The following is a 24,822-nucleotide window of genomic DNA, read 5'->3' as shown; positions in this document are numbered from 1 at the left end:
CGAACCCCCGCGGGCCCGAGTCCGCGGGGGTTTCGCCTGTCCTCGCGGTGGTGCTCGCCTCCATCGGGTTCTTCGCGCTGTCGGTGTTCGGGCTGGGCGCGCTGAGCGTGGCGACGGATCGGGACATCATCGCGGTGGAGGGCCTCGGCCAGGTGCCGGGTGTGGTGGGCATGATCCTGGCGGTGGTCGCGTTCGCTCTGTCGCTCGGCGCGACGCTGCGGCGCCGGCGTCCGTCGTTCGGCTCCGCGCTGGTGATCGCACTCCTCACCGCGCTGGTCCATCTCGCGACGCTGTGGATTGCGGTGCTGGCTGCCGCAGAGAGCCTCATCATCGCGACGGCCGTCGCGGGAGACCTCGTCCGGGGCGGCGCTAGCGCGGTGGTCCTGGTGGCGGCGGCGATCGCGGGCTGGAGCGGTATCGCCCTCCGTCGGACCCGCAGCGAACGTCCGCGATGGCCCTGGGAGCACGACGAGGGGGAGTGACCCCCCGCAAATCCGCGCGGGGAGCGGTGACGCGCCGTACGCTGGTGTCGTGGAGCGCTCACTGGAGACGCAGGTGGACCAGGCCGTCGAGGCGTGGTTGCGCTGGGTGCCGCGCTGGGAGCCGGCCACCCACCGCGGCCGGGTCGCGCCGTGCCGTCGCTGTCTCGGTTCGCCCATCCTCGCCGCGGCCGGGATCGCGGGCGACACACCCCACGGCGTGCAGCACGGGCTGTCGACGCGCATCAAGACGATCGTCGACCACGCGGTCGCGGACTACACGGCCCGCAACCTTCCGATGCTCCAGCGCGAGCTCGACAGCCAAGCGGCCAGGAACAGAGCACGCAGCTACCGCCCGACCGAGGACCTGGCTCCCGAGTTCGAGGGCCTGCCGCTCGACCCGGAGCCGGTTCCCGGCGCACCGTTCCTGTTCACGATCGCCGGTCTCGCCGACGACTCCGCGGCGGAGCTCCCGCCGCTGCCGCCCCTGTCGGAGGAGGCGAAGATCGCGCTACGGCAGGAAGTGGCCCTCGCCGACGAGTACGCGAACCTCATCGGCCGCGAGATCTGCGGCCTGCTGCTGCGCCACCGCGTCTCGATTCAGGCGGCGGTGTCGCAGCACGTCGAACCGCAGATCGAAGCCATGCTCGCCGAACTCACGGAGTCGCTCGACTCGCCGTTCGGCCCCGACGTGAGCTGAGCCGGCGGCGGCCGCCCTCATTTGACCGCGTTGGTTACGCGGCATTACACTTGATCAGGTGTGTGCACGTCCTGACGTGCGCGCTGGGCGTCGGCCCCATGCCGGTCCGCCCCCACGGCATACCCACCACACCAAAAGCTCGCCGGTTCCGGCGTGCCGGTGGGTCATGATGTGAAACCCATCACGCTGTCACCGTGCAGCACTATGAGGAGAGAACGTGCCAACCATTCAGCAGTTGGTTCGCAAGGGTCGCTCGCCCAAGGTCTCGAAGACCAAGGCGCCGGCGCTCAAGTCGAACCCGCAGCAGGCCGGGGTCTGCACCCGCGTCTACACCACCACCCCGAAGAAGCCGAACTCGGCGATGCGCAAGGTCGCCCGTGTGAAGCTCCGCAACGGGACCGAGGTCACCGCGTACATCCCCGGTGAGGGCCACAACCTGCAGGAGCACTCGCTGGTGCTCGTCCGCGGCGGTCGCGTGAAGGACCTCCCCGGTGTGCGTTACAAGATCGTCCGTGGCGCCCTGGACACCCAGGCCGTCAAGAACCGTAAGCAGGCTCGTTCCCGCTACGGCGCGAAGAAGGGTTGAGTTAGATGCCTCGTAAGGGTCCCGCCCCGAAGCGCCCCGTCGTCAACGACCCGGTCTACGGCGCACCGATCGTCACCTCGCTGGTGAACAAGATCCTCGTCGACGGCAAGAAGTCGCTGGCCGAGTCGATCGTCTACGGCGCCCTCCGCGGTGTCGAGGCGAAGAACGGTCAGGACGCCGTCGCCACGCTCAAGAAGGCGCTCGACAACGTGCGCCCCACGCTCGAGGTCCGCAGCCGCCGCGTCGGTGGCTCGACCTACCAGGTTCCGGTCGAGGTCAAGCCGCACCGCGCGAACACCCTCGCGCTGCGCTGGCTCGTGAGCTACGCGAAGGGTCGTCGTGAGAAGACGATGACCGAGCGTCTCCAGAACGAGATCCTGGACGCGTCGAACGGCCTCGGTGCCGCGGTCAAGCGCCGCGAGGACACCCACAAGATGGCCGAGTCGAACCGCGCGTTCGCTCACTACCGCTGGTAATCAGCTCGGCCCGTCCCTCGGCCACCCGCCGAGGGACGGGCACCCCCTCTTCGCAGTACGACTGCTCCAAAAGATAAGGACACTCCTGTGGCACAAGACGTGCTCACGGACCTGAGCAAGGTCCGCAACATCGGCATCATGGCGCACATCGATGCCGGCAAGACCACGACGACCGAGCGCATCCTGTTCTACACGGGCGTCAACCACAAGCTCGGCGAGACGCACGACGGCGCCTCGACCACCGACTGGATGGAGCAGGAGAAGGAGCGCGGCATCACGATCACGTCTGCCGCCGTGACCTGCTTCTGGAACAAGAACCAGATCAACATCATCGACACCCCCGGTCACGTGGACTTCACGGTCGAGGTGGAGCGCTCGCTCCGCGTCCTCGACGGTGCGGTCGCCGTGTTCGACGGCAAGGAGGGCGTGGAGCCCCAGTCCGAGACCGTGTGGCGTCAGGCCGACAAGTACAACGTCCCCCGCATCTGCTTCGTCAACAAGATGGACAAGCTCGGCGCGGACTTCTACTTCACGGTCGACACGATCATCAACCGCCTCGGTGCCAAGCCGCTCGTGCTGCAGCTCCCGATCGGTGCCGAGAACGACTTCGTCGGCGTCATCGACCTCGTGGAGATGCGCGCACTGGTGTGGCCCGGCGACGCCAAGGGTGACGTGACCATGGGCGCCTCGTACGAGGTGCAGGAGATCCCGGCCGACCTCAAGGACAAGGCCGAGGAGTACCGCCAGCAGCTGCTGGAGACGGTCGCGGAGACCGACGAGGAGCTTCTCGAGAAGTTCTTCGGCGGCGAGGAGCTGACGGTCGCAGAGATCAAGGGCGCCATCCGCAAGATGGTCATCGCCAGCGAGATCTACCCGGTGCTCTGCGGCTCGGCGTTCAAGAACCGCGGCGTGCAGCCGATGCTGGACGCCGTCGTCGACTACCTCCCGTCCCCGCTGGACGTGCCCGCCATCGAGGCGCACGACCCGAAGGACGAGGAGAAGATCATCGAGCGTCACCCCGACGCGAAGGACCCGTTCGCGGCCCTGGCCTTCAAGGTCGCCGTGCACCCGTTCTTCGGTCGCCTGACGTACGTGCGCGTCTACTCGGGTGAGCTCGAGTCGGGCGCTCAGGTCATCAACTCGACCAAGGGCAAGAAGGAGCGCATCGGGAAGATCTTCCAGATGCACGCCAACAAGGAGAACCCGGTCGACAAGCTGACCGCCGGCAACATCTACGCCGTGATCGGACTGAAGGACACCACCACCGGTGACACCCTGGCCGACCCGCAGCAGCCGGTCGTGCTCGAGTCGATGACGTTCCCCGAGCCGGTGATCGAGGTCGCCATCGAGCCGAAGACCAAGGCCGACCAGGAGAAGCTGGGTCTCGCCATCCAGAAGCTCGCTGAGGAGGACCCGACCTTCCGCACGGAGCTCAACCCCGAGACCGGTCAGACGACCATCAAGGGCATGGGCGAGCTGCACCTCGACATCCTCGTCGACCGCATGAAGCGCGAGTTCCGCGTCGAGGCGAACGTCGGCAAGCCGCAGGTGGCGTACCGCGAGACGATCCGCAAGGCCGTCGAGAAGCACGACTACACGCACAAGAAGCAGACCGGTGGTTCGGGTCAGTTCGCCAAGATCCAGTTCAACATCGAGCCGCTCGAGCTCGACGGCGAGAAGACGTACGAGTTCGTGAACGCGGTCACGGGTGGCCGCATCCCGCGCGAGTACATCGGCTCGATCGACGCCGGTTTCCAGGACGCGATGAACGTCGGTGTCCTGGCGGGCTACCCGATGGTGGGCGTCAAGGCGACCATCGTCGACGGTGCGGCACACGACGTCGACTCCTCGGAGATGGCGTTCAAGATCGCGGGCTCCATGGGCTTCAAGGAGGCCGCGCGTCGTGCCAACCCCGTGCTGCTCGAGCCGCTGATGGCCGTCGAGGTCCGTACTCCCGAGGAGTACATGGGCGACGTCATCGGTGACCTGAACTCGCGTCGTGGCCAGATCCAGTCGATGGAGGACGCCGCCGGCGTCAAGGTCGTGCGCGCTGCGGTGCCGCTGTCCGAGATGTTCGGCTACATCGGCGACCTGCGTTCGAAGACCTCCGGTCGCGCCGTCTACTCCATGGAGTTCGACAGCTACGCCGAGGTCCCGCGCGCGGTGGCCGACGAGATCGTCCAGAAGGCCAAGGGCGAGTAACACTTCCTGGGAACAGAGCCCGCCGCTCTGTTCCCAGGTCACCTACAACTTCACATTCCCTCTCTACTAAACTGAGAACCTAACCCGTAGAGAACCGGTCGCAAACCAGTGCCCGGCACCTCTACAACGACGTCCTGAGGAGGACCCAGTGGCTAAGGCCAAGTTCGAGCGGACCAAGCCGCACGTCAACATCGGAACGATCGGTCACGTCGACCACGGCAAGACCACGCTCTCCGCAGCGATCTCGAAGGTGCTTGCTGACAAGTACCCGTCCGACACGAACGTGCAGCGTGACTTCGCTTCCATCGACTCGGCGCCGGAAGAGCGCCAGCGTGGTATCACGATCAACATCTCGCACATCGAGTACGAGACCCCGAAGCGCCACTACGCGCACGTCGACGCTCCCGGCCACGCCGACTACGTCAAGAACATGATCACGGGTGCGGCTCAGATGGACGGCGCGATCCTCGTGGTCGCCGCCACCGACGGCCCGATGGCCCAGACGCGCGAGCACGTGCTGCTCGCCAAGCAGGTCGGCGTTCCCTACCTGCTGGTCGCGCTGAACAAGTCGGACGCGGTCGACGACGAGGAGATCCTGGAGCTCGTCGAGCTCGAGGTCCGCGAGCTGCTCGCCGGCCAGGGCTTCGACGAGGACGCTCCTGTCGTCCGCGTCTCCGCTCTCAAGGCTCTCGAGGGCGACGAGAAGTGGACCCAGGCGATCCTGGACCTGATGCAGGCTGTCGACGACAGCGTTCCGGACCCGGAGCGTGACCGTGACAAGCCCTTCCTCATGCCGGTCGAGGACGTCTTCACGATCACCGGTCGTGGCACCGTCGTCACGGGTCGCGCCGAGCGTGGCACGCTGGCCATCAACTCCGAGGTCGAGATCGTGGGTCTGCGTCCGACGCAGAAGACGACCGTCACCGGTATCGAGATGTTCCACAAGCAGCTCGACGAGGCCTGGGCCGGCGAGAACTGTGGTCTGCTCCTCCGCGGCACCAAGCGCGAGGACGTGGAGCGTGGCCAGGTCATCGTGAAGCCGGGTTCGGTTACGCCGCACACCGACTTCGAGGGCACCGCGTACATCCTGTCCAAGGACGAGGGTGGCCGCCACAACCCCTTCTACACGAACTACCGCCCGCAGTTCTACTTCCGCACCACGGACGTCACCGGCGTCATCTCGCTGCCCGAGGGCACCGAGATGGTCATGCCCGGCGACACCACCGACATGACGGTCGAGCTGATCCAGCCGATCGCCATGGAGGAGGGCCTCGGCTTCGCCATCCGTGAGGGTGGTCGTACGGTCGGCGCCGGTACGGTGACGAAGATCATCAAGTAAGCATCTGCTTCCTCGCAAAGGGGTCGGACCTTCGGGTCCGGCCTCTTTGTCGTTTTCCACGCTCTAATCGGGCTTCCGCGGGCGGGGGAGGGCATGCACAATGAGTGTGTCCGGTCTCATCGGCCGGACACACACACCTCCGAAGGGGAGCCACATGGGTATCGACGACGCCGTGAACAAGGGCAAGGACCTGTACGAGCAGAACAAGGACAAGATCGCCGAGGCCGTCAAGAGCGAGCAGGCCGAGGACATCAGCGACAAGGTGCTCGACGGTGTCGCCGACTTCGCCAAGAAGATCGCTCCCGGTGCGGCCGACAAGATCGACGAGATCCGTGACAGCGCGGACAAGGCGGTCGGCAACGAGTAGCCCGAGATCGTTCACGAGCGGCGCTTCCTCCGAGGGGCGCCGCTCTTCTCGTACCCGGGCGCTCTGGAATCTCGGCACGCGCCAGCGCGAACTGGCGAACTGACGGAGAGATCGAGTAGGATGATGCAGACCGCCTGGGGATCTTGCGGTCGGGGAAACCGAAGGGGTTCGGTTTCCTGAAGCACGCGGTTCTACCGCGTTCACACTGGGGAAAACGATCTTGGGGATCATCGTGCGACGCGCGCACTCTTTGCGCCAGAGCGTCTCCCCGCCTGCGCGGCGGGTCTTCCGCCGTGCCCTCGGTCGAGGCGTCCGGCGTCCCTTCACGCTGGGCACCTCGCGTTCGGTGTGCCCCCTCGCACTGAACGCCCTCCCCAAGCGGGGCGAGGCATGGGGATGCCTCGCCCCGCGCTCCACTCGGGCCTGAGCACGAGCTGCAGACCCCCGCCGAAGAGGGCGGACACGAGGCGCGACACGCCCGGGTTTGCAGAAGTGAAATCGCCCGTGGCAGAATAGACAGGTTCGATATTCCGTCGCCGCTGTGCGTGCGCCGGATCACTGCCAGGGCAGTGCATAGACGGTGCCTCTTCGGAAGCACAGGGTTCTAGGCCGCGGGCAGCAGAACACAATCCCGACACCTTCATTTCGAGGGCATCGCCGTGCGCGGCGAGGGTCGGGCATCCGTTCGCCTCCGGGCGTCCGGCTGACAGCAGAACAGTGGTGCAGCAGATCGGTTTGCAGAGCCGTTCTCGTGCCGAGGCGCAATCCGCGCCGACGTGCGTCCAATGCCCCAGGGCCACCCGGTCCAGGACGGTACGACGCTTATAGAGAGAGAGCAGACAATGGCGGGACAGAAGATCCGCATTCGCCTGAAGTCGTATGACCACGAGGTCATCGACACGTCCGCACGCAAGATCGTCGACACCGTGACCCGTGCGGGCGCGACCGTCGTCGGACCCGTGCCCCTTCCGACCGAGAAGAACGTCGTGTGCGTCATCCGGTCGCCCCACAAGTACAAGGACAGCCGCGAGCACTTCGAGATGCGCACCCACAAGCGTCTGATCGACATCGTCGACCCGACGCCCAAGGCCGTCGACTCGCTGATGCGCCTCGACCTGCCGGCCGACGTCAACATCGAGATCAAGCTCTGAGGTTCGACATGGCTGACATCAACTCCAAGGTTTCCAAGGGCATGCTGGGCACGAAGCTCGGCATGACCCAGGTGTGGAACGAGAACGGCAAGCTCGTTCCCGTCACCGTCATCGAGCTCGCGCCGAACGTGGTCACGCAGATCCGTACGCCCGAGAAGGACGGCTACAACGCCGTGCAGATCGCGTACGGCCAGATCGACCCCCGCAAGGTGAACAAGCCCCTCTCGGCTCACTTCGAGGCAGCCGGCGTCACGCCGCGTCGCCACGTGACCGAGATCCGCACGGCCGACGCCGCCGACTACTCGCTGGGCCAGGAGCTCACGGTGGACGGCACGTTCGAGGCCGGCCAGCTCGTCGACGTCGTCGGCACGAGCAAGGGCAAGGGCACCGCCGGTGTCATGAAGCGCCACAACTTCAAGGGCGTCTCCGCCTCGCACGGTGCGCACCGCAACCACCGCAAGCCCGGTTCGATCGGCGCCTCGTCGACCCCGAGCCGTGTCTTCAAGGGCATGCGCATGGCCGGCCGTATGGGTGGCGAGCGCGTGACCGTCCTCAACCTCACGGTGCACGCCATCGACATCGAGAAGGGTCTGATGCTCGTCAAGGGCGCCGTCCCCGGTGCTCGTGGCCGCATCGTCTACGTCCGCAACGCAGTGAAGGGTGCCTGATCATGGCTGACTCCACTCTCGCGCTCGACGTCCTCAAGGCAGACGGCAAGAAGGCTGGCTCGGTCGAGCTGCCCGCCGCTCTGTTCGACGTCAAGACGAACATCCCGCTCATCCACCAGGTCGTCGTCGCGCAGCTCGCGGCGGCTCGCCAGGGCACGCACTCGACCAAGCGTCGTGGCGAGGTCTCCGGCGCCGGCCGCAAGCCCTTCAAGCAGAAGGGCACGGGTAACGCCCGTCAGGGCTCGATCCGCGCGCCGCACATGACCGGCGGTGGCATCGTCCACGGCCCGAAGCCGCGTGACTACTCGCAGCGCACGCCCAAGAAGATGATCGCGGCCGCCCTCCTCGGCGCGCTCAGCGACCGCTTCCGCGGCGACCGCCTGCACGCGATCGACACGTTCGGCACCGACGGTGCTCCGTCGACCAAGGCCGCCGCGGGCTTCCTCGCCCAGGTCGCCACGTCGAAGAACGTGCTCGTGGTCATCGAGCGCGGCGACGAGCTCGCGCTCAAGAGCCTGCGCAACCTCGGCAACGTGCACCTGCTGTCGTTCGACCAGCTCAACGCCTACGACGTTCTCGTCTCCGACGACATCGTCTTCACCCAGGCCGCGCTCGAGGGCTTCATCGCCTCCAAGTCCGGCGCCAACCAGGAGGTCTCCGCATGAGCGAGCAGGCATCTGTTCTCCAGACGGCCCTGAACAAGGACCCGCGCGACATCATCCTGAAGCCGGTCGTGTCCGAGAAGAGCTACGGGCTCATCGACGAGGGTAAGTACACCTTCCTCGTCGACCCGCGCGCTTCGAAGACCGAGATCAAGCTCGCCATCGAGAAGATCTTCGGTGTCAAGGTCGCGTCGGTCAACACGATCAACCGCGTCGGCAAGGCCCGTCGCACCCGCTTCGGCACGGGCAAGCGCAAGGACACCAAGCGCGCCATCGTGAGCCTGAAGTCGGGCACCATCGACATCTTCACGGCAATCGGCTGATCCGGGGGATAAGGACAATCATGGCTATTCGCAAGTACAAGCCCACGACCCCGGGCCGTCGCGGCTCGTCGGTGGCTGACTTCGCCGAGATCACCCGATCGACGCCGGAGAAGTCGCTGCTGCGCCCGCTCTCGAAGACCGGTGGTCGCAACAACCAGGGCCGCATCACGACCCGTCACATCGGTGGTGGCCACAAGCGCCAGTACCGCGTCATCGACTTCCGTCGCAATGACAAGGACGGCGTGAACGCCCGTGTCGCTCACATCGAGTACGACCCCAACCGCACCGCGCGCATCGCGCTCCTGCACTACTTCGACGGCGAGAAGCGCTACATCCTCGCGCCGGCGAAGCTGAACCAGGGCGACATCGTCGAGTCGGGCCCCGCGGCGGACATCAAGCCGGGAAACAACCTCCCGCTGAAGAACATCCCCACGGGTACCGTCATCCACGCCATCGAGCTCCGCCCCGGCGGCGGCGCGAAGATGGCGCGCTCGGCCGGTGCATCCGTCCGCCTCGTGGCGAAGGACGGCCCCTACGCCCAGCTGCGTCTGCCCTCCGGCGAGATCCGCAACGTCGATGCGCGCTGCCGCGCGACCATCGGCGAGGTCGGCAACGCCGAGCAGTCGAACATCAACTGGGGCAAGGCCGGCCGCATGCGCTGGAAGGGCGTCCGCCCGACCGTCCGTGGTGTCGCGATGAACCCGGTCGACCACCCGCACGGTGGTGGTGAGGGCAAGACGTCCGGTGGTCGTCACCCGGTCTCCCCGTGGGGTCAGGCCGAGGGTCGCACCCGTCACGCCAACAAGGAAAGCGACAAGTACATCGTGCGTCGTCGCAACGCCGGCAAGAAGCGCAAGTAGGAGTAAGAGAAGATGCCTCGCAGTCTTAAGAAGGGCCCCTTCGTCGACGAGCACCTGCTTCGCAAGGTGGTCGTGCAGAACGAAGCCGGCACCAAGAACGTCATCAAGACCTGGTCCCGTCGGTCCATGATCATCCCGGCCATGCTGGGTCACACGATCGCGGTCCACGACGGACGCAAGCACATCCCCGTGTTCGTGTCCGAGACCATGGTCGGTCACAAGCTGGGCGAGTTCGCGCCCACCCGCACCTTCCGCGGCCACGAGAAGGACGACAAGAAGGGCCGTCGCCGCTGACGCGGGGACGATAGAGGAGAGAGAAATGGTGGAGTCCATCGCACGCGTGCGACACATCCGCGTGACCCCTCAGAAGGCTCGTCGTGTCGTCGCGCTCATCAAGGGCAAGCAGGCCCAGGAAGCTCTCGCGATCCTGAAGTTCGCGCAGCAGAGCGCCAGTGAGCCGATCTACAAGCTTGTCGCGTCGGCCATGGCCAACGCGCAGGTCAAGGCGGATCGTGACGGCGAGTACCTCGACGAGCAGGACCTGTACGTGAAGAACGCGTACGTGGACGAGGGCACGACGCTCAAGCGTTTCCAGCCCCGTGCACAGGGTCGCGCTTTCCAGATCAAGAAGCGCACGAGCCACATCACGGTCGTGCTCTCGACGCCGGAGGCGGCTCCTGCCGCGGCCGGCGACAGCAACAAGAAGGCGAGCAAGTAATGGGACAGAAGGTCAACCCGTACGGCTTCCGCCTCGGCATCACCACGGACCACGTGTCGCGCTGGTTCTCCGACTCGACGAAGCCGGGTCAGCGTTACGCCGACTACGTGGCCGAGGACATCAAGATCCGTCGCCTGCTGCAGACGCAGCTCGACCGTGCCGGCGTCTCGAACATCGAGATCGAGCGCACCCGTGACCGCGTCCGCGTCGACATCCACACCGCCCGCCCGGGCATCGTGATCGGTCGTCGTGGTGCAGAGGCCGAGCGCATCCGCGGCGACCTCGAGAAGCTCACGGGCAAGCAGATCCAGCTGAACATCCTCGAGGTCAAGAACCCCGAGGCCGACGCTCAGCTGGTCGCGCAGGGCATCGCCGAGCAGCTCTCTGCTCGTGTGGCGTTCCGTCGCGCGATGCGCAAGGGTCTGCAGGGCGCTCAGCGCGCCGGCGCCAAGGGCATCCGCATCCAGGTCTCGGGCCGTCTCGGCGGCGCTGAGATGAGCCGCTCGGAGTTCTACCGCGAGGGTCGTGTGCCGCTGCACACGCTGCGCGCGAACATCGACTACGGCTTCTACGAGGCCAAGACCACCTTCGGCCGCATCGGCGTGAAGGTGTGGATCTACAAGGGCGACCTCACCGCCAAGGAGCTCGCACGCGAGCAGGCCAACGCGCCGAAGTCGCGCCGCGACGACCGTGGTGACCGCCGCCGTGCCCCGCGCAACGAGGCACCTGTTGCAGAAGGAGCTTCGGCATAATGCTCATCCCCCGTAAGGTCAAGTACCGCAAGCAGCACCACCCGGGTCGCTCGGGTCAGGCCACCGGCGGCACGAAGGTCTCCTTCGGCGAGTTCGGCATCCAGGCCCTCACGCCCGCGTACGTGACGAACCGTCAGATCGAGTCCGCTCGTATCGCGATGACCCGTCACATCAAGCGTGGCGGCAAGGTGTGGATCAACATCTACCCGGACCGTCCGCTCACGAAGAAGCCGGCCGAGACCCGCATGGGTTCCGGTAAGGGTTCCCCCGAGTGGTGGGTCGCCAACGTCAAGCCGGGCCGTGTCCTCTTCGAGGTCGCGGGTGTCGACGAGCAGCTCGCTCGCGAGGCACTGACCCGTGCAATCCACAAGCTGCCGCTCAAGGCACGCATCATCAAGCGCGAGGAGGGCGACGCGTAATGGCGATCGGCACCAAGGAGCTCGCTCCGGCAGAGCTCGACACGTTCGAAGACCAGCGCCTCGTTGAGGAGCTGCGCAAGGCCAAGGAGGAGCTGTTCAACCTCCGTTTCCAGTCGGCCACCGGCCAGCTGGAGAGCCACGGCCGCATCCGCGCCGTCAAGCGCGACATCGCGCGCCTGTACACCGTGATCCGCGAGCGTGAGCTGGGCATCCGTGCGACGCCCGCTCCGGTCGAGGCTCCCGCGAAGAAGGCGACCAAGTCGAAGGCGAAGAAGGCGGACGCCGCCGACGACGCCGTGAAGGAAGAGGCTGAGTGATGGCCACCAAGAAGGAAGCTGCCGTCGAGGTTGAGCACGCCGCTCACGACGTGCGCGACGCGGACGCCCGCGGGTACCGCAAGGCCCGTCGCGGCTACGTCGTCAGCGACAAGATGGACAAGACCATCGTCGTCGAGGTGGAGGACCGCGTGAAGCACCCGCTTTACGGCAAGGTCATCCGCCGCACGTCGAAGGTCAAGGCGCACGATGAGGCGAACACCGCCGGCATCGGCGACCTGGTCCTGATCAACGAGACCCGCCCGCTGAGCGCCACGAAGCGCTGGCGCCTGGTGGAGATTCTGGAGAAGGCCAAGTGATTCAGCAGGAGTCCCGACTCAAGGTCGCCGACAACACCGGCGCCAAGGAGCTGCTCACGATCCGCGTTCTCGGTGGTTCGCGCCGCCGCTACGCGGGCCTGGGCGACACCATCGTCGCGACCGTCAAGGACGCGATCCCCGGTGGCAACGTCAAGAAGGGCGACGTCGTCAAGGCGGTCATCGTCCGCACCAAGAAGGAGGTCCGTCGTCCGGACGGCTCCTACATCAAGTTCGACGAGAACGCCGCCGTCATCCTGAAGAACGACGGGGAGCCCCGCGGCACCCGTATCTTCGGCCCGGTCGGCCGTGAGCTTCGCGACAAGAAGTTCATGAAGATCGTCTCGCTGGCACCGGAGGTCATCTGATCATGGCGAAGATCAAGAAGGGCGACCTGGTTCAGGTCATCTCGGGCGCCAAGCCCGAGCGTGGTGGCGACCGCGGCAAGCAGGGCAAGGTGCTCGACATCCTCGTCGAGCAGAACCGTGTCGTCGTCGAGGGCGTCAACTACGTCACCAAGCACACGCGCGTCGGTCAGACGCAGCGTGGCACCAAGACGGGTGGCCTCGAGACCGTCGAGGCGCCCATCCACATCTCGAACGTCGCACTCGTCGACCCCTCGACCAAGAAGCCGACCAAGGTCGGCCACCGGGTCGAGGAGCAGACCAAGGACGGCGTCAAGCGCACCGTCCGCGTGCGGTACGCGAAGAAGAGCGGTAAGGACCTCTGATGGCAACGACCGACGCTGCGGTGGCTGGCAAGATCCAGCCCCGCCTGAAGGCGAAGTACAACGCCGAGATCAAGAAGGCTCTGCAGGACGAGTTCGGCTACTCGAACGTCATGCAGATCCCCGGCCTGGTCAAGGTGGTCGTGAACACCGGTGTCGGCGAGGCGGCTCGCGACAGCAAGGTGATCGATGGTGCGGTCGAGGACCTCACCCGCATCACCGGTCAGAAGCCGATCGTCACGAAGGCTCGCAAGTCGATCGCGCAGTTCAAGCTGCGTGAGGGACAGGCCATCGGCGCGCACGTCACCCTCCGCGGTGACCGCGCGTGGGAGTTCGTGGACCGTCTGGTGTCGCTCGCTCTGCCCCGCATCCGCGACTTCCGCGGTCTGTCGGCCAAGCAGTTCGACGGCAACGGCAACTACACGTTCGGTCTCCAGGAGCAGAGCGTGTTCCACGAGATCGATCAGGACAAGATCGACCGCGTCCGGGGCTTCGACATCACCGTCGTGACCTCGGCGAAGACGGACGACGAGGGCCGCGCGCTTCTGCGTCACCTCGGCTTCCCGTTCCGCGCGGACGACGCTCAGGCGTAACACCGTCGACGGGCTCAGTGGTCTCGTGTCACTGAGCCCGTCGATGTGCACGTACAATTGAAGATTGCGTGCTCATCGCAGGCCGTCTGTCGTGTAACGGCAGCCGGAACCTCATGAACGAAAGTAGACAACCATGACAATGACAGACCCGGTCGCAGACATGCTGACCCGTCTGCGCAACGCGAACTCGGCGCACCACGACTCCGTGACCCTGCCGTCGAGCAAGCTCAAGACGCACATCGCGGAGATCCTCCAGCAGGAGGGCTACATCGCCGGTTGGGAGACGTCCGACGCGCGCGTGGGCAAGAACCTCACGCTGACGCTGAAGTACGGCCCGAACCGCGAGCGCTCCATCGCGGGCATCAAGCGCGTGTCGAAGCCCGGACTTCGCGTGTACGCGAAGTCCACCGAGATCCCCACGGTCCTCGGCGGCCTCGGCGTGGCCATCCTGTCCACCTCCTCCGGTCTCCTCACGGACCGCCAGGCTGAGCAGAAGGGCGTGGGCGGAGAAGTTCTCGCCTACGTGTGGTAATCCGAAATGTCGCGTATTGGACGACTTCCCATCGACGTTCCCGCGGGCGTGACCGTTTCGGTCGACGGCCGTGAGGTCGCGGTGAAGGGCCCCAAGGGTGAGCTCACCCTCACGGTGGCCAGCCCCATCGAGGTGTCGGTCGAGGAGAACCAGGTTCTCGTCACCCGCCCCGACGACGAGCGCGAGTCCCGGTCGCTTCACGGCCTGACCCGCACGCTCATCAACAACAACATCATCGGCGTGACCCAGGGCTACTCCAAGGGTCTCGAGGTCGTTGGCACCGGTTACCGCGTGCAGCAGAAGGGCAGCTCGGTCGAGTTCGCCCTCGGCTTCTCGCACCCGGTCCTGATCGACCCGCCCGCCGGCATCACGCTCACGGTCGAGGGCACGAACAAGCTCACCGTCAGCGGGATCGACAAGCAGGCCGTCGGTGAGGCGGCTGCGAACATCCGCAAGATCCGCAAGCCCGAGCCGTACAAGGGCAAGGGTGTGCGCTACGCCGGCGAGGTCGTGCGTCGCAAGGCCGGAAAGGCTGGTAAGTAACCATGGCTGTGAAGTCGAAGTCCGACGCCCGCGCGCGTCGTCACGCCCGTCTTCGCAAGAAGATCGTGGGCACCGAGGCGCGTCCGCGTCTCGTCGTCAACCGTTCGGCGCGTCACGTCTTCGTGCAGCTCGTCGACGACAGCAAGGGTCACACGGTCGCGTCGGCATCGACGCTCGAGACCGACCTGCGCTCGCTCGAGGGCGACAAGACCGCCAAGGCTCGCAAGGTCGGCGAGCTGCTCGCCGAGCGTGCGAAGGCTGCCGGCGTTTCCGAGGCTGTGTTCGACCGTGGCGGCAACCGCTACGCGGGTCGTGTCGCCGCCATCGCCGACGGCGCCCGTGAAGGGGGTCTGGCACTGTGAGTGACAACAAGGAGAACGAAGTGACCGAAGCGGCAGCTGCCACTTCCGAGACGGCCGCCGGCACCACGCAGGCTGAGCCGACTCGTGACCAGCGGGACGGCCGCCGCGGCGGACGTGACCGCAACCAGGGCGGCCGCGACCGCAACTCGCGCGACCGCGGCGACAACCAGTTCCTGGAGCGCGTCGTCACCATCAACCGCGTCTCGAAGGTCGTGAAGGGTGGTCGTCGCTTCAGCTTCACCGCTCTCGTGGTCGTCGGTGACGGCAACGGTCTGGTGGGCGTCGGCTACGGCAAGGCCCGCGAGGTCCCCCTGGCGATCTCGAAGGGTGTCGAAGAGGCCAAGCGCAACTTCTTCCGCGTGCCCCGCGTCGGCAGCACCATCCCGCACCCCGTGCAGGGTGAGTCGGCCGCCGGTGTCGTGCTGCTGCGTCCGGCCGCTGCCGGTACCGGTGTGATCGCCGGTGGTCCGGTCCGCGCCGTGCTCGAGTGCGCTGGTATCCACGACGTGCTGTCCAAGTCGCTCGGCTCGTCGAACACGATCAACATCGTGCACGCGACGGTCACCGCCCTGAAGGAGCTCGAGGAGCCCCGCGCCGTCGCCGCACGTCGTGGTCTCGAGTTCGACCAGGTCGCCCCGGCGCGTCTCGTCCGCGCCGAGGCCGAGGCCATCGCCGCACAGAAGGTAGGTGCCTGATGGCCGCGCGACTCAAGGTCACGCAGATCAAGTCCAAGGTGAGCGAGAAGCAGAACCAGCGCGACACGCTGCGCAGCCTCGGTCTCAAGCGGATCGGTGACAGCACCGTCCGCCCCGACGACGCGCAGACGCGCGGCTACGTCAAGACCGTCGCCCACCTCGTCAAGGTTGAGGAGATCGACTAATGGCTGAGAAGAACGACGCCGCCGTCGAGGCCGAGAAGGCCCCGAAGAAGGCTGCCGCTCCCAAGGCTGCTGCTGAGAAGAAGCCCGCTGCGAAGAAGGCGCCGGCCAAGACGGCCGCCTCCGACGCGAAGGCCGACGCTGCCGCGAAGCCGGCTGCGAAGAAGGCCGCGCCGAAGAAGGACGCTCCCGCGTCCCGCCCCGGCGTGCTCAAGGTGCACCACCTGCGTCCGGTCCCCGGCGCCAACACCGCCAAGACTCGTGTGGGTCGCGGTGAGGGCTCGAAGGGCAAGACCGCCGGTCGCGGCACGAAGGGCACGAAGGCCCGCAACACCGTGCGCGTCGGCTTCGAGGGTGGGCAGATGCCGCTGCACATGCGCACCCCGAAGCTGCGCGGGTTCAAGAACCCGTTCCGCGTCGAGTACCAGGTCGTCAACCTGGAGAAGCTCGCGGAGCTCTACCCCCAGGGCGGCGACGTGACCGTCAGCGACCTGGTGGCCAAGGGTGCGGTCCGCAAGAACGAGAAGGTCAAGGTTCTCGGCAACGGCGACATCGCCGTGAAGCTCACCGTCGCGGTCGACAAGGTCTCGGGTTCCGCCGAGCAGAAGATCGTGGCTGCGGGCGGATCCGTCAAGTAACCACCGCAGAAGAGGGGTCGGAGATTCTCCGGCCCCTCTTCTGATTCGGCAGGCGGGCACGCGGCGACGCCGCAATCGCAGACCTCGGAGTGAGTTACCCTGGTCTTTCAGCCGTCCTTCAGGGACCGGCAACCTTTTCAGGAGGAACGTCCTTGTTTAGCGCCATCGCGCGGATCTTCCGCACGCCCGACCTGCGTCGGAAGATCGGTTTCACGCTCGCCATCATCGCGATCTACCGACTCGGCTCGAACGTCCCCGCGCCGTTCGTGAACTTCCCGAACGTCGAGGAGTGCCTCGCGGCCAACACCGGCACCGAGGGCCTGCTCGGACTGGTCAACCTCTTCTCCGGCGGCGCGCTGCTGCAGCTGTCGATCTTCGCCCTCGGCGTGATGCCGTACATCACCGCGACGATCATCACGCAGCTCCTCCGCGTCGTCATCCCGCACTTCGAGGCGCTGCACAAGGAGGGTCAGGCCGGACAGGCGAAGCTGACCCAGTACACGCGGTACCTCACGATCGCGCTCGCGCTGCTGCAGTCGACGACGCTCGTCACGGTCGCCCGCAGCGGTCAGCTGTTCGGCGCGACCGACATCGCGGCCTGCCAGCAGCTGCTCACGAACGACGTGTGGTGGGCGCAGCTGCTCATCATCATGGCGATGACCGCCGGTACCGGCCTCATCATGTGGTTCGCGGAGCTCGTGACCGAGCGCGGCATCGGCAACGGCATGTCGCTGCTGATCTTCACCTCGATCGCCGCCACCTTCCCGGGCGCCATGAGCATCATCTGGCAGACGAAGGGCTTCGAGATCTTCCTGCTCGTGCTCGTGGTCGGCATCATCGTGATGGGCCTGGTGGTGTTCGTCGAACAGTCGCAGCGCCGCATCCCGGTGCAGTACGCCAAGCGGATGGTGGGCCGGCGCACGTACGGCGGCACGAACACGTACATCCCGATCAAGGTGAACATGGCGGGTGTGATCCCCGTGATCTTCGCGTCGTCGCTGCTGTACATCCCCGCGCTGATCGCGCAGTTCAACACCCCGCAGGACGGCTCGACGCCGCCCGCCTGGGTGAGCTGGGTCACGGCGAACTTCACGAGCGGCAACAGCCCGATCTACATGATCGCCTACTTCCTGCTGATCATCGGGTTCACCTACTTCTACGTCGCGATCACGTTCAACCCGGTCGAGGTCGCCGACAACATGAAGAAGTACGGCGGCTTCATCCCCGGCATCCGCGCGGGTCGCCCGACGGCCGAGTACCTCGACTACGTGCTCACCCGCATCACGCTGCCCGGCTCGCTCTACCTGGGTCTGATCGCGCTGATCCCGCTGATCGCCCTCGCCACGGTCGGCGCCAACCAGAACTTCCCGTTCGGTGGCGCGTCGATCCTCATCATCGTCGGCGTCGGACTGGAGACGGTCAAGCAGATCGACGCCCAGCTGCAGCAGCGACACTACGAAGGGCTCCTCCGATGACAGCATCCGCACGTCTTCTCATCGTCGGTCCGCAGGGTTCCGGCAAGGGCACGCAGGGTGTGCGCATCGCCGAGTCCTACGGCATCCCGGTCGTCTCGACCGGAGACATCTTCCGCGCGAACATCAAGGAGGGGACGGCGCTCGGCCAGCAGGTCACGGCCATCCTCGACAAGGGCGACCTCGTGCCGGACGAGCTGACGAGCGAGATCGTGCGCGACCGGCTGAGCCAGGAGGATGCCGCGAACGGCTTCCTGCTCGATGGTTACCCCCGGAACACGGCTCAGGTCGAGCACCTCGATGCGTTCCTGGAGGGCCGGGGGGAGGCGCTCGACGCTGTGATCCTGCTCGACGTCCCGCGCGAGGAGAGCATCGCGCGTCTCGCGCTCCGTGCCGCGGAGCAGGGGCGTTCGGACGACACGGACGAGGCCATCGCACACCGCCTGGACATCTACGAGAACGAGACGGCCCCGATCATCGAGGTCTACAGCGCGCGCGGGATCGTCGACCGCATCGACGGCGTCGGCTCGCTCGAGGAGATCACCGAGCGCATCGCTGCAGCACTCTCCGCGAGGGGTCTGCGCTCCGCGGCCTCCGCAGCCTGAGATGTTCCGCCGCTCGATCTACAAGACCCCGGCGCAGTTGCGCGCCATGGTCGAGCCCGGGCTGATCACGGCCGCGGCACTCGATGCCGTCCGTCCCCTCATCAGGGCGGGCGTGAAGACCATCGAGCTCGACGCCGCAGCCAACCGCGCGATCCGCCAGCGCGGGGCCGAGTCGAACTTCCAGCTCGTGCGCGGCTATCACCACACGATCTGCGTGTCGGTAAACGAGCAGGTGGTCCACGGCATCCCGGGGGAGCGCGTGCTCGAGCCCGGCGACATCGTGTCGGTGGACTGCGGCGCCCAGTACGAGGGGTGGAACGGCGACAGCGCGATCACGGTCGTCGTCCCCGACGCGGAGCGTCCGGAGCTCGTGGCCCGTCGCGAGGAGCTCTCGCGCGTGACCGAGGGGTCGATGTGGGCGGGCATCGCCGCGATGGCCACCGCGACCTCGATCGACGAGATCGGCGCCGCGATCCAGGACTACATCGAGGCGCAAGGGCCGTCGGTGGTGTCGGGGGAGCCGTACGGCATCCTCCGCGAGTACGTCGGCCACGGGATCGGCCGCAAGATGCACGAGGCCCCGAGCGTGTTCAACTACCGCACGCCCGACCGCGGCGCCGACGTGAAGCCCGGGCTCGTGCTGGCGATCGAGCCGATGGTCACCGCCGGCGGCGAGGCCACGTTCATCGAGGACGACGACTGGACCGTGACCACCGTCGACGGCACTGACGGCTCACATTGGGAACATAGCGTCGCCCGACATGATGGTGGCATATGGGTGCTCACCGCGCCCGATGGCGGAAGAGCCGGACTCGCCCCGTTCGGGGTCGAGCCTCGAGAGATCGGAAAGTAATGGCAGCGGCGAAGAGCAACACCAACTGGTTCGCGATCGGCATCTCCATCGCCGTCGTCGTGGTCCTGGTCGCGATCGGTGGACTCGTGGTGTTCCTCAACAACCAGGCCACGTCGCCGGGAGCCGTGCCGAGCGCCAGCAAGAACTTCGACCCCGAGGCCGGTTCGATCAGCAAGGGCGACGGCAAGGACACCGTCGCGGTGTTCCTCGACTTCCAGTGCCCGGCGTGCAAGGCCTTCGAGGACCAGTTCGGTGCGCAGCTGGAGGAGAAGGCGGCGAGCGGGGAGATCACGCTCGTGAACCACCCCATCGCGATCCTCGACCGCTTCTCGCAGGGCACCGAGTACTCGTCGCGTTCGGCCGGCGCGGCGTTCTGCGTCGCGGAGTCCGACGCCGACCTCTACTTCGACTACGCGAAGGTGCTGTTCGAGAACCAGCCGACGGAGAACACCGCGGGTCTGACCACCGACCAGCTGGCCGAGTTCGCGAAGCAGGTGGGTGCGGACGACGCCGTCGTCTCGTGCATCACCGACGAGACCTATCGCAAGTTCGGCGCCGCCCAGGCGAAGAAGAACGACATCAAGGGCACCCCGACCGTGGAGATCAACGGCGAGCGGCTCGACCTGCAGAATCAGGCCGACATGAAGAAGCTCACCGACCTCCTGAGCTGAGTGTGATCCACCCCGATGCCCCGTCCGGCCAAGTTGCCGGACGGGGCATCGTCGGATAACATAGATCTTTGGTGCCTTGTGCCATGCGTTCGGCGTGTCCGATCGGCCAGGCGCCACCCCCACCCATCCACCGCAGATCGACCGGTCTGCAGAAGCGTCAGCGAGGCTATGGCTAAGAAAGACGGTGTCATCGAGATCGAAGGCGTGATCTCCGAGGCTCTGCCCAACGCGATGTTCCGCGTTGAGCTCACCAACGGACACAAGGTCCTGGCGACGATCTCCGGAAAGATGCGGCAGAACTACATCCGCATCATCCCCGAGGATCGTGTCGTCGTGGAGCTCAGCCCCTACGATCTGACCCGCGGCCGCATCGTCTACCGCTACCGCTGATCGGTCGAGAAGTAACACCCCAGGCATTCCGCCTGCCCGGTGAAGACAGCGAACAGGAAACAACATGAAGGTCAACCCCAGCGTCAAGCCGATCTGCGACCACTGCAAGGTGATCCGCCGCCACGGCCGCGTCATGGTGATCTGCAAGAGCAACCCGCGTCACAAGCAGCGCCAGGGCTGAGTGCCCACCGCTGCGTGAGCACCGCTCTCGCAATCTCATAACTCAATACGACACGGCAGGATCAGAACCCGCGACAGCGGGGGACACCTCGGGGCGGAGGCCCGGGCACCGATCCTGCTCCACACCTCCACAACACCCAGGAGAACCGCATGGCACGTCTTGCCGGCGTTGACATCCCGCGCGACAAGCGCGTGGTGATCGCCCTTACCTACATCTACGGCGTCGGCCGTACCCGCTCGGTCGAGATCCTCAAGGCGACCGACATCGACGAGAGCATCCGCGTGAAGGACCTCAGCGACGACCAGCTCGTCGCCCTCCGCGACTACATCGAAGGCAACTACAAGGTGGAGGGTGACCTTCGCCGCGAGGTCGCCGCAGACATCCGCCGCAAGGTCGAGATCGGCTCCTACGAGGGCCTGCGCCACCGTCGTGGCCTCCCGGTCCGCGGCCAGCGCACCAAGACCAACGCCCGTACCCGCAAGGGCCCGAAGCGCACCGTCGCCGGCAAGAAGAAGGCCCGCTAAGCAGCGGCCAGGGACTAGGAGAACACTTTCATGGCTGCACCCAAGGCCGCCGCGCGCAAGCCGCGCCGCAAGGAGAAGAAGAACATCGCGCTGGGCCAGGCCCACATCAAGTCGACGTTCAACAACACCATCGTTTCGATCACCGACCCGTCCGGCGCTGTCATCAGCTGGGCGTCGTCGGGTGGCGTGGGCTTCAAGGGCTCCCGCAAGTCGACCCCGTACGCCGCAGGCATGGCCGCCGAGTCGGCCGCCCGCCAGGCGCAGGAGCACGGCGTCAAGAAGGTCGACGTCTTCGTGAAGGGTCCGGGCTCCGGCCGCGAGACCGCGATCCGCTCGCTGCAGGCCGCCGGCCTCGAGGTGGGTTCGATCCAGGACGTCACCCCGCAGGCGCACAACGGCTGCCGCCCGCCGAAGCGTCGCCGCGTCTGATGCGTGCACCGAGCCGCTCGTCTCTCCGGAGCCGAGCGGCTCGGCGCCCCGCGCGGGCATCGACTTCCACAACTCAAGACCTCACCCCACCACATGTCATATAGCGGGCATGTGATCGAAAGGAACACAGAGTGCTTATTGCACAGCGTCCCACACTGACCGAGGAAAAGATCGTCGAGAACCGGAGCCGGTTCATCATCGAGCCTCTGGAGCCCGGCTTCGGCTACACGATCGGCAACGCGCTGCGCCGCAGCCTGCTGTCGTCGATCCCCGGCGCCGCTGTCACCAGCGTCCGTATCGACGGCGTGCTGCACGAGTTCAGCACCATCCCCGGCGTGAAGGAGGATGTCACCGAGATCATCCTCAACATCAAGCAGCTGGTCGTCTCCAGCGAGCGCGACGAGCCCATCACGGCCTACCTGCGCAAGACCGGTGCCGGTGAAGTGACCGCCGCCGACATCTCGGCTCCGGCCGGTGTCGAGGTGCACAACCCCGAGCTCGTCATCGCCACGCTCAACGACACCGCCAAGTTCGAGCTCGAGCTGACGATCGAGCGCGGTCGTGGCTACGTCTCGGCGACGCAGAACCGCAACGAGTACGCCGAGGCGGGCCAGATCCCGATCGACTCGATCTACTCGCCGGTCCTCAAGGTCAGCTACCGCGTCGACGCCACCCGTGCCGGTGAGCGCACCGACTTCGACAAGCTCGTCCTCGACGTCGAGACCAAGTCGGCGATCAGCCCGCGCGACGCCGTCGCCTCGGCCGCCAAGACGCTCACCGAGCTGTTCGGTCTCGCCCGCGAGCTGAACGTCGAGGCCGAGGGCATCGAGATCGGCCCGGCGCCCGTGGAGGCTGTGAACTCCAACGAGCTGTCGATGCCGATCGAGGACCTCGACCTGTCGGTCCGCTCGTACAACTGCCTGAAGCGTGAGGGCATCAACACCGTTTCGGAGCTCGTCGCCCTCTCGGAGACGCAGCTCATGAACATCCGCAATTTCGGCCAGAAGTCGGTCGACGAGGTGCGCGACAAGCTCATCTCGCTCGGTCTGTCGCTCAAGGATTCGGTGCCCGGTTTCGACGGCGCCCACTTCTACGGCGGCAGCGAAGACGAGTCCTTCTGATACCCGACCTTTCCTGACCAGGAGTTAGACGATTATGCCCAAGCCCACGAAGGGTCCCCGCCTCGGAGGCGGCCCCGCCCACGAGCGCCTGCTGCTTGCCAACCTGGCTGCCGCGCTGTACACCCACAAGTCGATCAAGACGACCGAGACCAAGGCCAAGCGCCTGCGTCCGCTCGCCGAGCGCCTGATCACCTTCGCCAAGCGCGGAGACCTGCACGCACGCCGTCGCGTGCTGTCGGTCATCGGTGACAAGGAAGTCGTGCACGTCCTGTTCAACGAGATCGCTCCGCTCGTCGCGGACCGCGAGGGTGGCTACACGCGCATCACCAAGGTCGGCAACCGTAAGGGCGACAACGCTCCGATGGCCGTGATCGAGCTCGTCCTCGAGCCCGTCACCCCGAAGGCGAAGTCGACCAAGAAGGCTGCTGCCGCGCCGAAGGCCGAGAAGCCCGCCGCCGAGGAGACCCCCGCCGAGGAGACCACCGAGGCTCCGGCCGAGGAGACCCCGGCCGAGGACGCCGCTGCCGAGGCCGGCGCCGAGTCGCAGGCCGAGGGCGAGGCCGCTGAGGCCGCCGCCGAGGACGCTGTCGAGAAGAAGTCCGAGTAACACTCGAACGCCACGAAGCCCGCCGCCCCCTGGGGGTGGCGGGCTTCGTCGTCACCGCGGGTCGTCAGCGGCCGTCGGTGCTGCGGTACCGCGCCCCCGGTCGGCCCTTCGTGCTGTAGTCGAGCGAGCGCACCGCCTGACCGGTGGCAGCCAGATGCTCCAGGTAGCGGCGGGCGCTCACGCGGGAGATGTCGAGGTCGGCGCCCAGCTCCGCCGCTGAGGCGTCCGGACGGGCGGCGAGTGCCGTGGACACGCGGTGGAGCGTCTCCGCGCTCAGTCCCTTCGGCAGGCCGAACCGCTCGCGGAACGCGATGATGGCGTCTGCCGCCTCGACACGCTGCACCACGTCGTGCAACTCGGTGTGGTCGCGCAGCAGCAGGGTCGCGCCACGGTCGGCGTCGTCGTCGCGGCTCGCGGTGCTGCGGGCGACGAGCACGTGCGACCCTACGATCACCGGGCGGCCCGCGGCCTCGCCCTCACGCAGCACCGTCGTGAGCTCCTCGCCCAGGACGTCGGCCGCTACGGCACCGTCGAGGTCGCCCGCGTCTCGTCCGAGGAAACGGGCGGCCGCGTCGTTCGCGAGCGTGATGCGCCCGGAGCCGTCGACCGTGACCACGCCCTCGCTCAGCCCGTGCAGCGTCGTCTCCTGGTTCTTCACGAGTGCCGCGATCTGATGGGGCTCCAAGCGGTAGATGCGGCGCCGGATCACCGAGGTCACCCATGCCGCTCCGAACACGCCCAGCACGGCAGCGGCGAGCATGGCGGAGATCAGCCACACCAGGTTGGCGGTGAACTCCTCGCTGAGCTCCGACTCCAGGATGCCCACCGATGCCGTGCCGATCACGGCGCCATCCTCATCCCGGATCGGCACCTTCACGCGCCAGGAGGTGCCCAGCGTGCCGGTCTGCGTGCCCACGTAGATATCGCCGCCGAGCGGGATCGACGGATCGGTCGAGACCCGTTCGCCGATGCGCTCCGGGTTCGGGTGCGAGTACCGGATGCCCTCGTCGTTGGCGACCACCACGTAAGCGAGGTCGGACGCCTCCCTGATCACCTCCGCGACCGGCTGGATCGCTGCTGAGGGATCGTCGTCGTCGAACGCGTCGAGCACCACGGGCAGCGCGGCCACGGACTGCGCGACCGCCTGCATGCGATCCTTGTAGGCCTCGCGGAGCGCGTTCTCCTGGAACGCCCCGGCGGCGATCCCCGTGGCGAGGGTCACCAGGAACACGATCAGCGCCTGCAGCGCGAGCAGCTGCATCCGGAGCGTCATCTTCGAGGCCACCCGCTCATTCTCCCGGCTGTCGAACCAGGGCGCGAGCCGCGCGGACCGGCGTTCGCGACCAATACTTACGGAACGCGAC

General features: G+C 66.7%; 38 protein-coding genes. 37 read left to right on the top strand and 1 reads right to left on the bottom strand.

Translation table 11 applies throughout. The features are described from left to right. Window positions 1-47: 47 nt before the first annotated feature. The 37 genes from ACWGQ1_RS02775 to rplQ all read left to right on the top strand — a co-directional run bounded on the left by ACWGQ1_RS02775 (window position 48) and on the right by rplQ (window position 23,458). Window positions 48-482 (top strand): hypothetical protein, encoded by a 435-nt coding sequence (locus ACWGQ1_RS02775; protein WP_206252865.1) that lies wholly within the window; start codon window positions 48-50, stop codon window positions 480-482. A gap of 49 nt (window positions 483-531) precedes the next feature. After that, on the top strand, window positions 532-1,179 hold the full coding sequence (locus ACWGQ1_RS02770) for a spermidine/putrescine ABC transporter substrate-binding protein (RefSeq protein WP_205812819.1): 648 nt from the start codon (window positions 532-534) through the stop codon (window positions 1,177-1,179). A 217-nt stretch (window positions 1,180-1,396) separates the two neighbouring features. After that, the gene (gene rpsL / locus ACWGQ1_RS02765; protein ID WP_013584051.1) at window positions 1,397-1,765 is read left to right on the top strand and encodes a 30S ribosomal protein S12; all 369 of its coding nucleotides are present in this window, start codon (window positions 1,397-1,399) and stop codon (window positions 1,763-1,765) included. 5 nt (window positions 1,766-1,770) lie between these two features. Beyond that, a complete protein-coding gene (gene rpsG, locus ACWGQ1_RS02760) occupies window positions 1,771-2,241 on the top strand; it encodes a 30S ribosomal protein S7 (protein WP_017201608.1) in 471 nt (156 codons plus the stop codon). An 87-nt stretch (window positions 2,242-2,328) separates the two neighbouring features. Continuing rightward, window positions 2,329-4,443, top strand: a complete 2,115-nt coding sequence (gene fusA, locus ACWGQ1_RS02755; protein ID WP_136028870.1) for an elongation factor G — start codon at window positions 2,329-2,331, stop codon at window positions 4,441-4,443. A 148-nt stretch (window positions 4,444-4,591) separates the two neighbouring features. Then, window positions 4,592-5,782, top strand: a complete 1,191-nt coding sequence (gene tuf, locus ACWGQ1_RS02750) for an elongation factor Tu (RefSeq protein WP_136028873.1) — start codon at window positions 4,592-4,594, stop codon at window positions 5,780-5,782. A gap of 154 nt (window positions 5,783-5,936) precedes the next feature. Next, window positions 5,937-6,149, top strand: coding sequence for a hypothetical protein (locus tag ACWGQ1_RS02745; RefSeq protein ID WP_105723378.1), 213 nt, complete (start codon window positions 5,937-5,939; stop codon window positions 6,147-6,149). A gap of 842 nt (window positions 6,150-6,991) precedes the next feature. Then, window positions 6,992-7,300 carry a 30S ribosomal protein S10 gene (rpsJ, locus tag ACWGQ1_RS02740; protein WP_017201594.1) on the top strand — a complete coding sequence of 103 codons (309 nt, stop codon included), beginning with the start codon at window positions 6,992-6,994 and terminating at the stop codon, window positions 7,298-7,300. 8 nt (window positions 7,301-7,308) lie between these two features. Continuing rightward, window positions 7,309-7,968, top strand: a complete 660-nt coding sequence (gene rplC, locus ACWGQ1_RS02735; RefSeq protein ID WP_136028875.1) for a 50S ribosomal protein L3 — start codon at window positions 7,309-7,311, stop codon at window positions 7,966-7,968. Window positions 7,969-7,970: 2 nt separating this feature from the next. Continuing rightward, window positions 7,971-8,633, top strand: a complete 663-nt coding sequence (gene rplD, locus ACWGQ1_RS02730; RefSeq protein WP_136028877.1) for a 50S ribosomal protein L4 — start codon at window positions 7,971-7,973, stop codon at window positions 8,631-8,633. After that, window positions 8,630-8,953: a 50S ribosomal protein L23 gene (gene rplW / locus ACWGQ1_RS02725; protein ID WP_025102406.1), complete on the top strand. Its 324-nt coding sequence runs from the start codon at window positions 8,630-8,632 to the stop codon at window positions 8,951-8,953. Before rplD ends, rplW begins: the two co-directional genes overlap by 4 nt. Window positions 8,954-8,973: 20 nt before the next feature. After that, complete coding sequence (rplB, locus tag ACWGQ1_RS02720) at window positions 8,974-9,813, top strand: 50S ribosomal protein L2 (protein ID WP_136028879.1); 840 nt, start codon at window positions 8,974-8,976, stop codon at window positions 9,811-9,813. Between the two features lie 12 nt (window positions 9,814-9,825). Next, window positions 9,826-10,107 (top strand): 30S ribosomal protein S19, encoded by a 282-nt coding sequence (rpsS, locus tag ACWGQ1_RS02715; protein ID WP_017201589.1) that lies wholly within the window; start codon window positions 9,826-9,828, stop codon window positions 10,105-10,107. A 25-nt stretch (window positions 10,108-10,132) separates the two neighbouring features. Beyond that, window positions 10,133-10,531, top strand: coding sequence for a 50S ribosomal protein L22 (gene rplV, locus ACWGQ1_RS02710; protein ID WP_025102404.1), 399 nt, complete (start codon window positions 10,133-10,135; stop codon window positions 10,529-10,531). Beyond that, window positions 10,531-11,283: a 30S ribosomal protein S3 gene (rpsC, locus tag ACWGQ1_RS02705; RefSeq protein WP_025102403.1), complete on the top strand. Its 753-nt coding sequence runs from the start codon at window positions 10,531-10,533 to the stop codon at window positions 11,281-11,283. Before rplV ends, rpsC begins: the two co-directional genes overlap by 1 nt. Beyond that, on the top strand, window positions 11,283-11,702 hold the full coding sequence (gene rplP, locus ACWGQ1_RS02700; RefSeq protein ID WP_025102402.1) for a 50S ribosomal protein L16: 420 nt from the start codon (window positions 11,283-11,285) through the stop codon (window positions 11,700-11,702). Before rpsC ends, rplP begins: the two co-directional genes overlap by 1 nt. Next, window positions 11,702-12,019, top strand: a complete 318-nt coding sequence (gene rpmC, locus ACWGQ1_RS02695) for a 50S ribosomal protein L29 (RefSeq protein ID WP_067121112.1) — start codon at window positions 11,702-11,704, stop codon at window positions 12,017-12,019. The genes rplP and rpmC overlap by 1 nt, the downstream gene beginning before the upstream one ends. Beyond that, window positions 12,019-12,336: a 30S ribosomal protein S17 gene (gene rpsQ, locus ACWGQ1_RS02690; RefSeq protein WP_136028883.1), complete on the top strand. Its 318-nt coding sequence runs from the start codon at window positions 12,019-12,021 to the stop codon at window positions 12,334-12,336. The genes rpmC and rpsQ overlap by 1 nt, the downstream gene beginning before the upstream one ends. Continuing rightward, complete coding sequence (gene rplN / locus ACWGQ1_RS02685) at window positions 12,333-12,701, top strand: 50S ribosomal protein L14 (protein ID WP_102191664.1); 369 nt, start codon at window positions 12,333-12,335, stop codon at window positions 12,699-12,701. The genes rpsQ and rplN overlap by 4 nt, the downstream gene beginning before the upstream one ends. A gap of 2 nt (window positions 12,702-12,703) precedes the next feature. Further along, window positions 12,704-13,063 (top strand): 50S ribosomal protein L24, encoded by a 360-nt coding sequence (gene rplX / locus ACWGQ1_RS02680; protein ID WP_136028885.1) that lies wholly within the window; start codon window positions 12,704-12,706, stop codon window positions 13,061-13,063. After that, the gene (gene rplE, locus ACWGQ1_RS02675; protein WP_136028887.1) at window positions 13,063-13,653 is read left to right on the top strand and encodes a 50S ribosomal protein L5; all 591 of its coding nucleotides are present in this window, start codon (window positions 13,063-13,065) and stop codon (window positions 13,651-13,653) included. Before rplX ends, rplE begins: the two co-directional genes overlap by 1 nt. Window positions 13,654-13,786: 133 nt before the next feature. Next, the gene (gene rpsH, locus ACWGQ1_RS02670; protein ID WP_136028890.1) at window positions 13,787-14,185 is read left to right on the top strand and encodes a 30S ribosomal protein S8; all 399 of its coding nucleotides are present in this window, start codon (window positions 13,787-13,789) and stop codon (window positions 14,183-14,185) included. Window positions 14,186-14,191: 6 nt separating this feature from the next. Further along, window positions 14,192-14,728, top strand: a complete 537-nt coding sequence (rplF, locus tag ACWGQ1_RS02665) for a 50S ribosomal protein L6 (protein WP_136028892.1) — start codon at window positions 14,192-14,194, stop codon at window positions 14,726-14,728. Between the two features lie 2 nt (window positions 14,729-14,730). Then, window positions 14,731-15,090 (top strand): 50S ribosomal protein L18, encoded by a 360-nt coding sequence (gene rplR, locus ACWGQ1_RS02660; protein ID WP_136028894.1) that lies wholly within the window; start codon window positions 14,731-14,733, stop codon window positions 15,088-15,090. A gap of 20 nt (window positions 15,091-15,110) precedes the next feature. Then, window positions 15,111-15,785, top strand: coding sequence for a 30S ribosomal protein S5 (rpsE, locus tag ACWGQ1_RS02655; RefSeq protein ID WP_200838869.1), 675 nt, complete (start codon window positions 15,111-15,113; stop codon window positions 15,783-15,785). Continuing rightward, complete coding sequence (rpmD, locus tag ACWGQ1_RS02650; protein WP_067121122.1) at window positions 15,785-15,970, top strand: 50S ribosomal protein L30; 186 nt, start codon at window positions 15,785-15,787, stop codon at window positions 15,968-15,970. The genes rpsE and rpmD overlap by 1 nt, the downstream gene beginning before the upstream one ends. After that, window positions 15,970-16,605, top strand: a complete 636-nt coding sequence (rplO, locus tag ACWGQ1_RS02645; protein WP_136028896.1) for a 50S ribosomal protein L15 — start codon at window positions 15,970-15,972, stop codon at window positions 16,603-16,605. Before rpmD ends, rplO begins: the two co-directional genes overlap by 1 nt. A gap of 152 nt (window positions 16,606-16,757) precedes the next feature. Next, on the top strand, window positions 16,758-18,080 hold the full coding sequence (gene secY, locus ACWGQ1_RS02640) for a preprotein translocase subunit SecY (protein ID WP_136028899.1): 1,323 nt from the start codon (window positions 16,758-16,760) through the stop codon (window positions 18,078-18,080). Next, window positions 18,077-18,682, top strand: coding sequence for an adenylate kinase (locus ACWGQ1_RS02635; RefSeq protein WP_136045904.1), 606 nt, complete (start codon window positions 18,077-18,079; stop codon window positions 18,680-18,682). Before secY ends, ACWGQ1_RS02635 begins: the two co-directional genes overlap by 4 nt. Window position 18,683: 1 nt before the next feature. Then, window positions 18,684-19,535: a type I methionyl aminopeptidase gene (gene map, locus ACWGQ1_RS02630; RefSeq protein WP_136035978.1), complete on the top strand. Its 852-nt coding sequence runs from the start codon at window positions 18,684-18,686 to the stop codon at window positions 19,533-19,535. Further along, the gene (locus ACWGQ1_RS02625; protein ID WP_378823618.1) at window positions 19,535-20,206 is read left to right on the top strand and encodes a DsbA family protein; all 672 of its coding nucleotides are present in this window, start codon (window positions 19,535-19,537) and stop codon (window positions 20,204-20,206) included. Before map ends, ACWGQ1_RS02625 begins: the two co-directional genes overlap by 1 nt. Window positions 20,207-20,374: 168 nt before the next feature. After that, on the top strand, window positions 20,375-20,596 hold the full coding sequence (gene infA, locus ACWGQ1_RS02620; RefSeq protein WP_028496510.1) for a translation initiation factor IF-1: 222 nt from the start codon (window positions 20,375-20,377) through the stop codon (window positions 20,594-20,596). Between the two features lie 64 nt (window positions 20,597-20,660). Further along, window positions 20,661-20,777 carry a 50S ribosomal protein L36 gene (gene rpmJ, locus ACWGQ1_RS02615; RefSeq protein WP_005050492.1) on the top strand — a complete coding sequence of 39 codons (117 nt, stop codon included), beginning with the start codon at window positions 20,661-20,663 and terminating at the stop codon, window positions 20,775-20,777. A 149-nt stretch (window positions 20,778-20,926) separates the two neighbouring features. After that, complete coding sequence (rpsM, locus tag ACWGQ1_RS02610; protein WP_062632862.1) at window positions 20,927-21,301, top strand: 30S ribosomal protein S13; 375 nt, start codon at window positions 20,927-20,929, stop codon at window positions 21,299-21,301. Window positions 21,302-21,331: 30 nt separating this feature from the next. Beyond that, a complete protein-coding gene (gene rpsK, locus ACWGQ1_RS02605; RefSeq protein ID WP_045249905.1) occupies window positions 21,332-21,730 on the top strand; it encodes a 30S ribosomal protein S11 in 399 nt (132 codons plus the stop codon). Between the two features lie 131 nt (window positions 21,731-21,861). Beyond that, window positions 21,862-22,851: a DNA-directed RNA polymerase subunit alpha gene (locus ACWGQ1_RS02600; protein ID WP_136028906.1), complete on the top strand. Its 990-nt coding sequence runs from the start codon at window positions 21,862-21,864 to the stop codon at window positions 22,849-22,851. Window positions 22,852-22,885: 34 nt separating this feature from the next. Further along, the gene (gene rplQ / locus ACWGQ1_RS02595) at window positions 22,886-23,458 is read left to right on the top strand and encodes a 50S ribosomal protein L17 (RefSeq protein WP_136028908.1); all 573 of its coding nucleotides are present in this window, start codon (window positions 22,886-22,888) and stop codon (window positions 23,456-23,458) included. Window positions 23,459-23,522: 64 nt separating this feature from the next. Here the strand turns inward: rplQ and ACWGQ1_RS02590 are convergent, their stop codons facing one another. After that, the gene (locus tag ACWGQ1_RS02590; RefSeq protein ID WP_136035979.1) at window positions 23,523-24,743 is read right to left on the bottom strand and encodes a PAS domain-containing protein; all 1,221 of its coding nucleotides are present in this window, start codon (window positions 24,741-24,743) and stop codon (window positions 23,523-23,525) included. Between the last annotated feature and the right edge of the window lie 79 nt (window positions 24,744-24,822).

The sequence above is a fragment of the Microbacterium sp. NPDC055599 genome (assembly GCF_053618975.1).
Note: the sequence above shows the minus strand (reverse complement) of the source record. Positions and strands in the feature narration are given on the sequence as shown.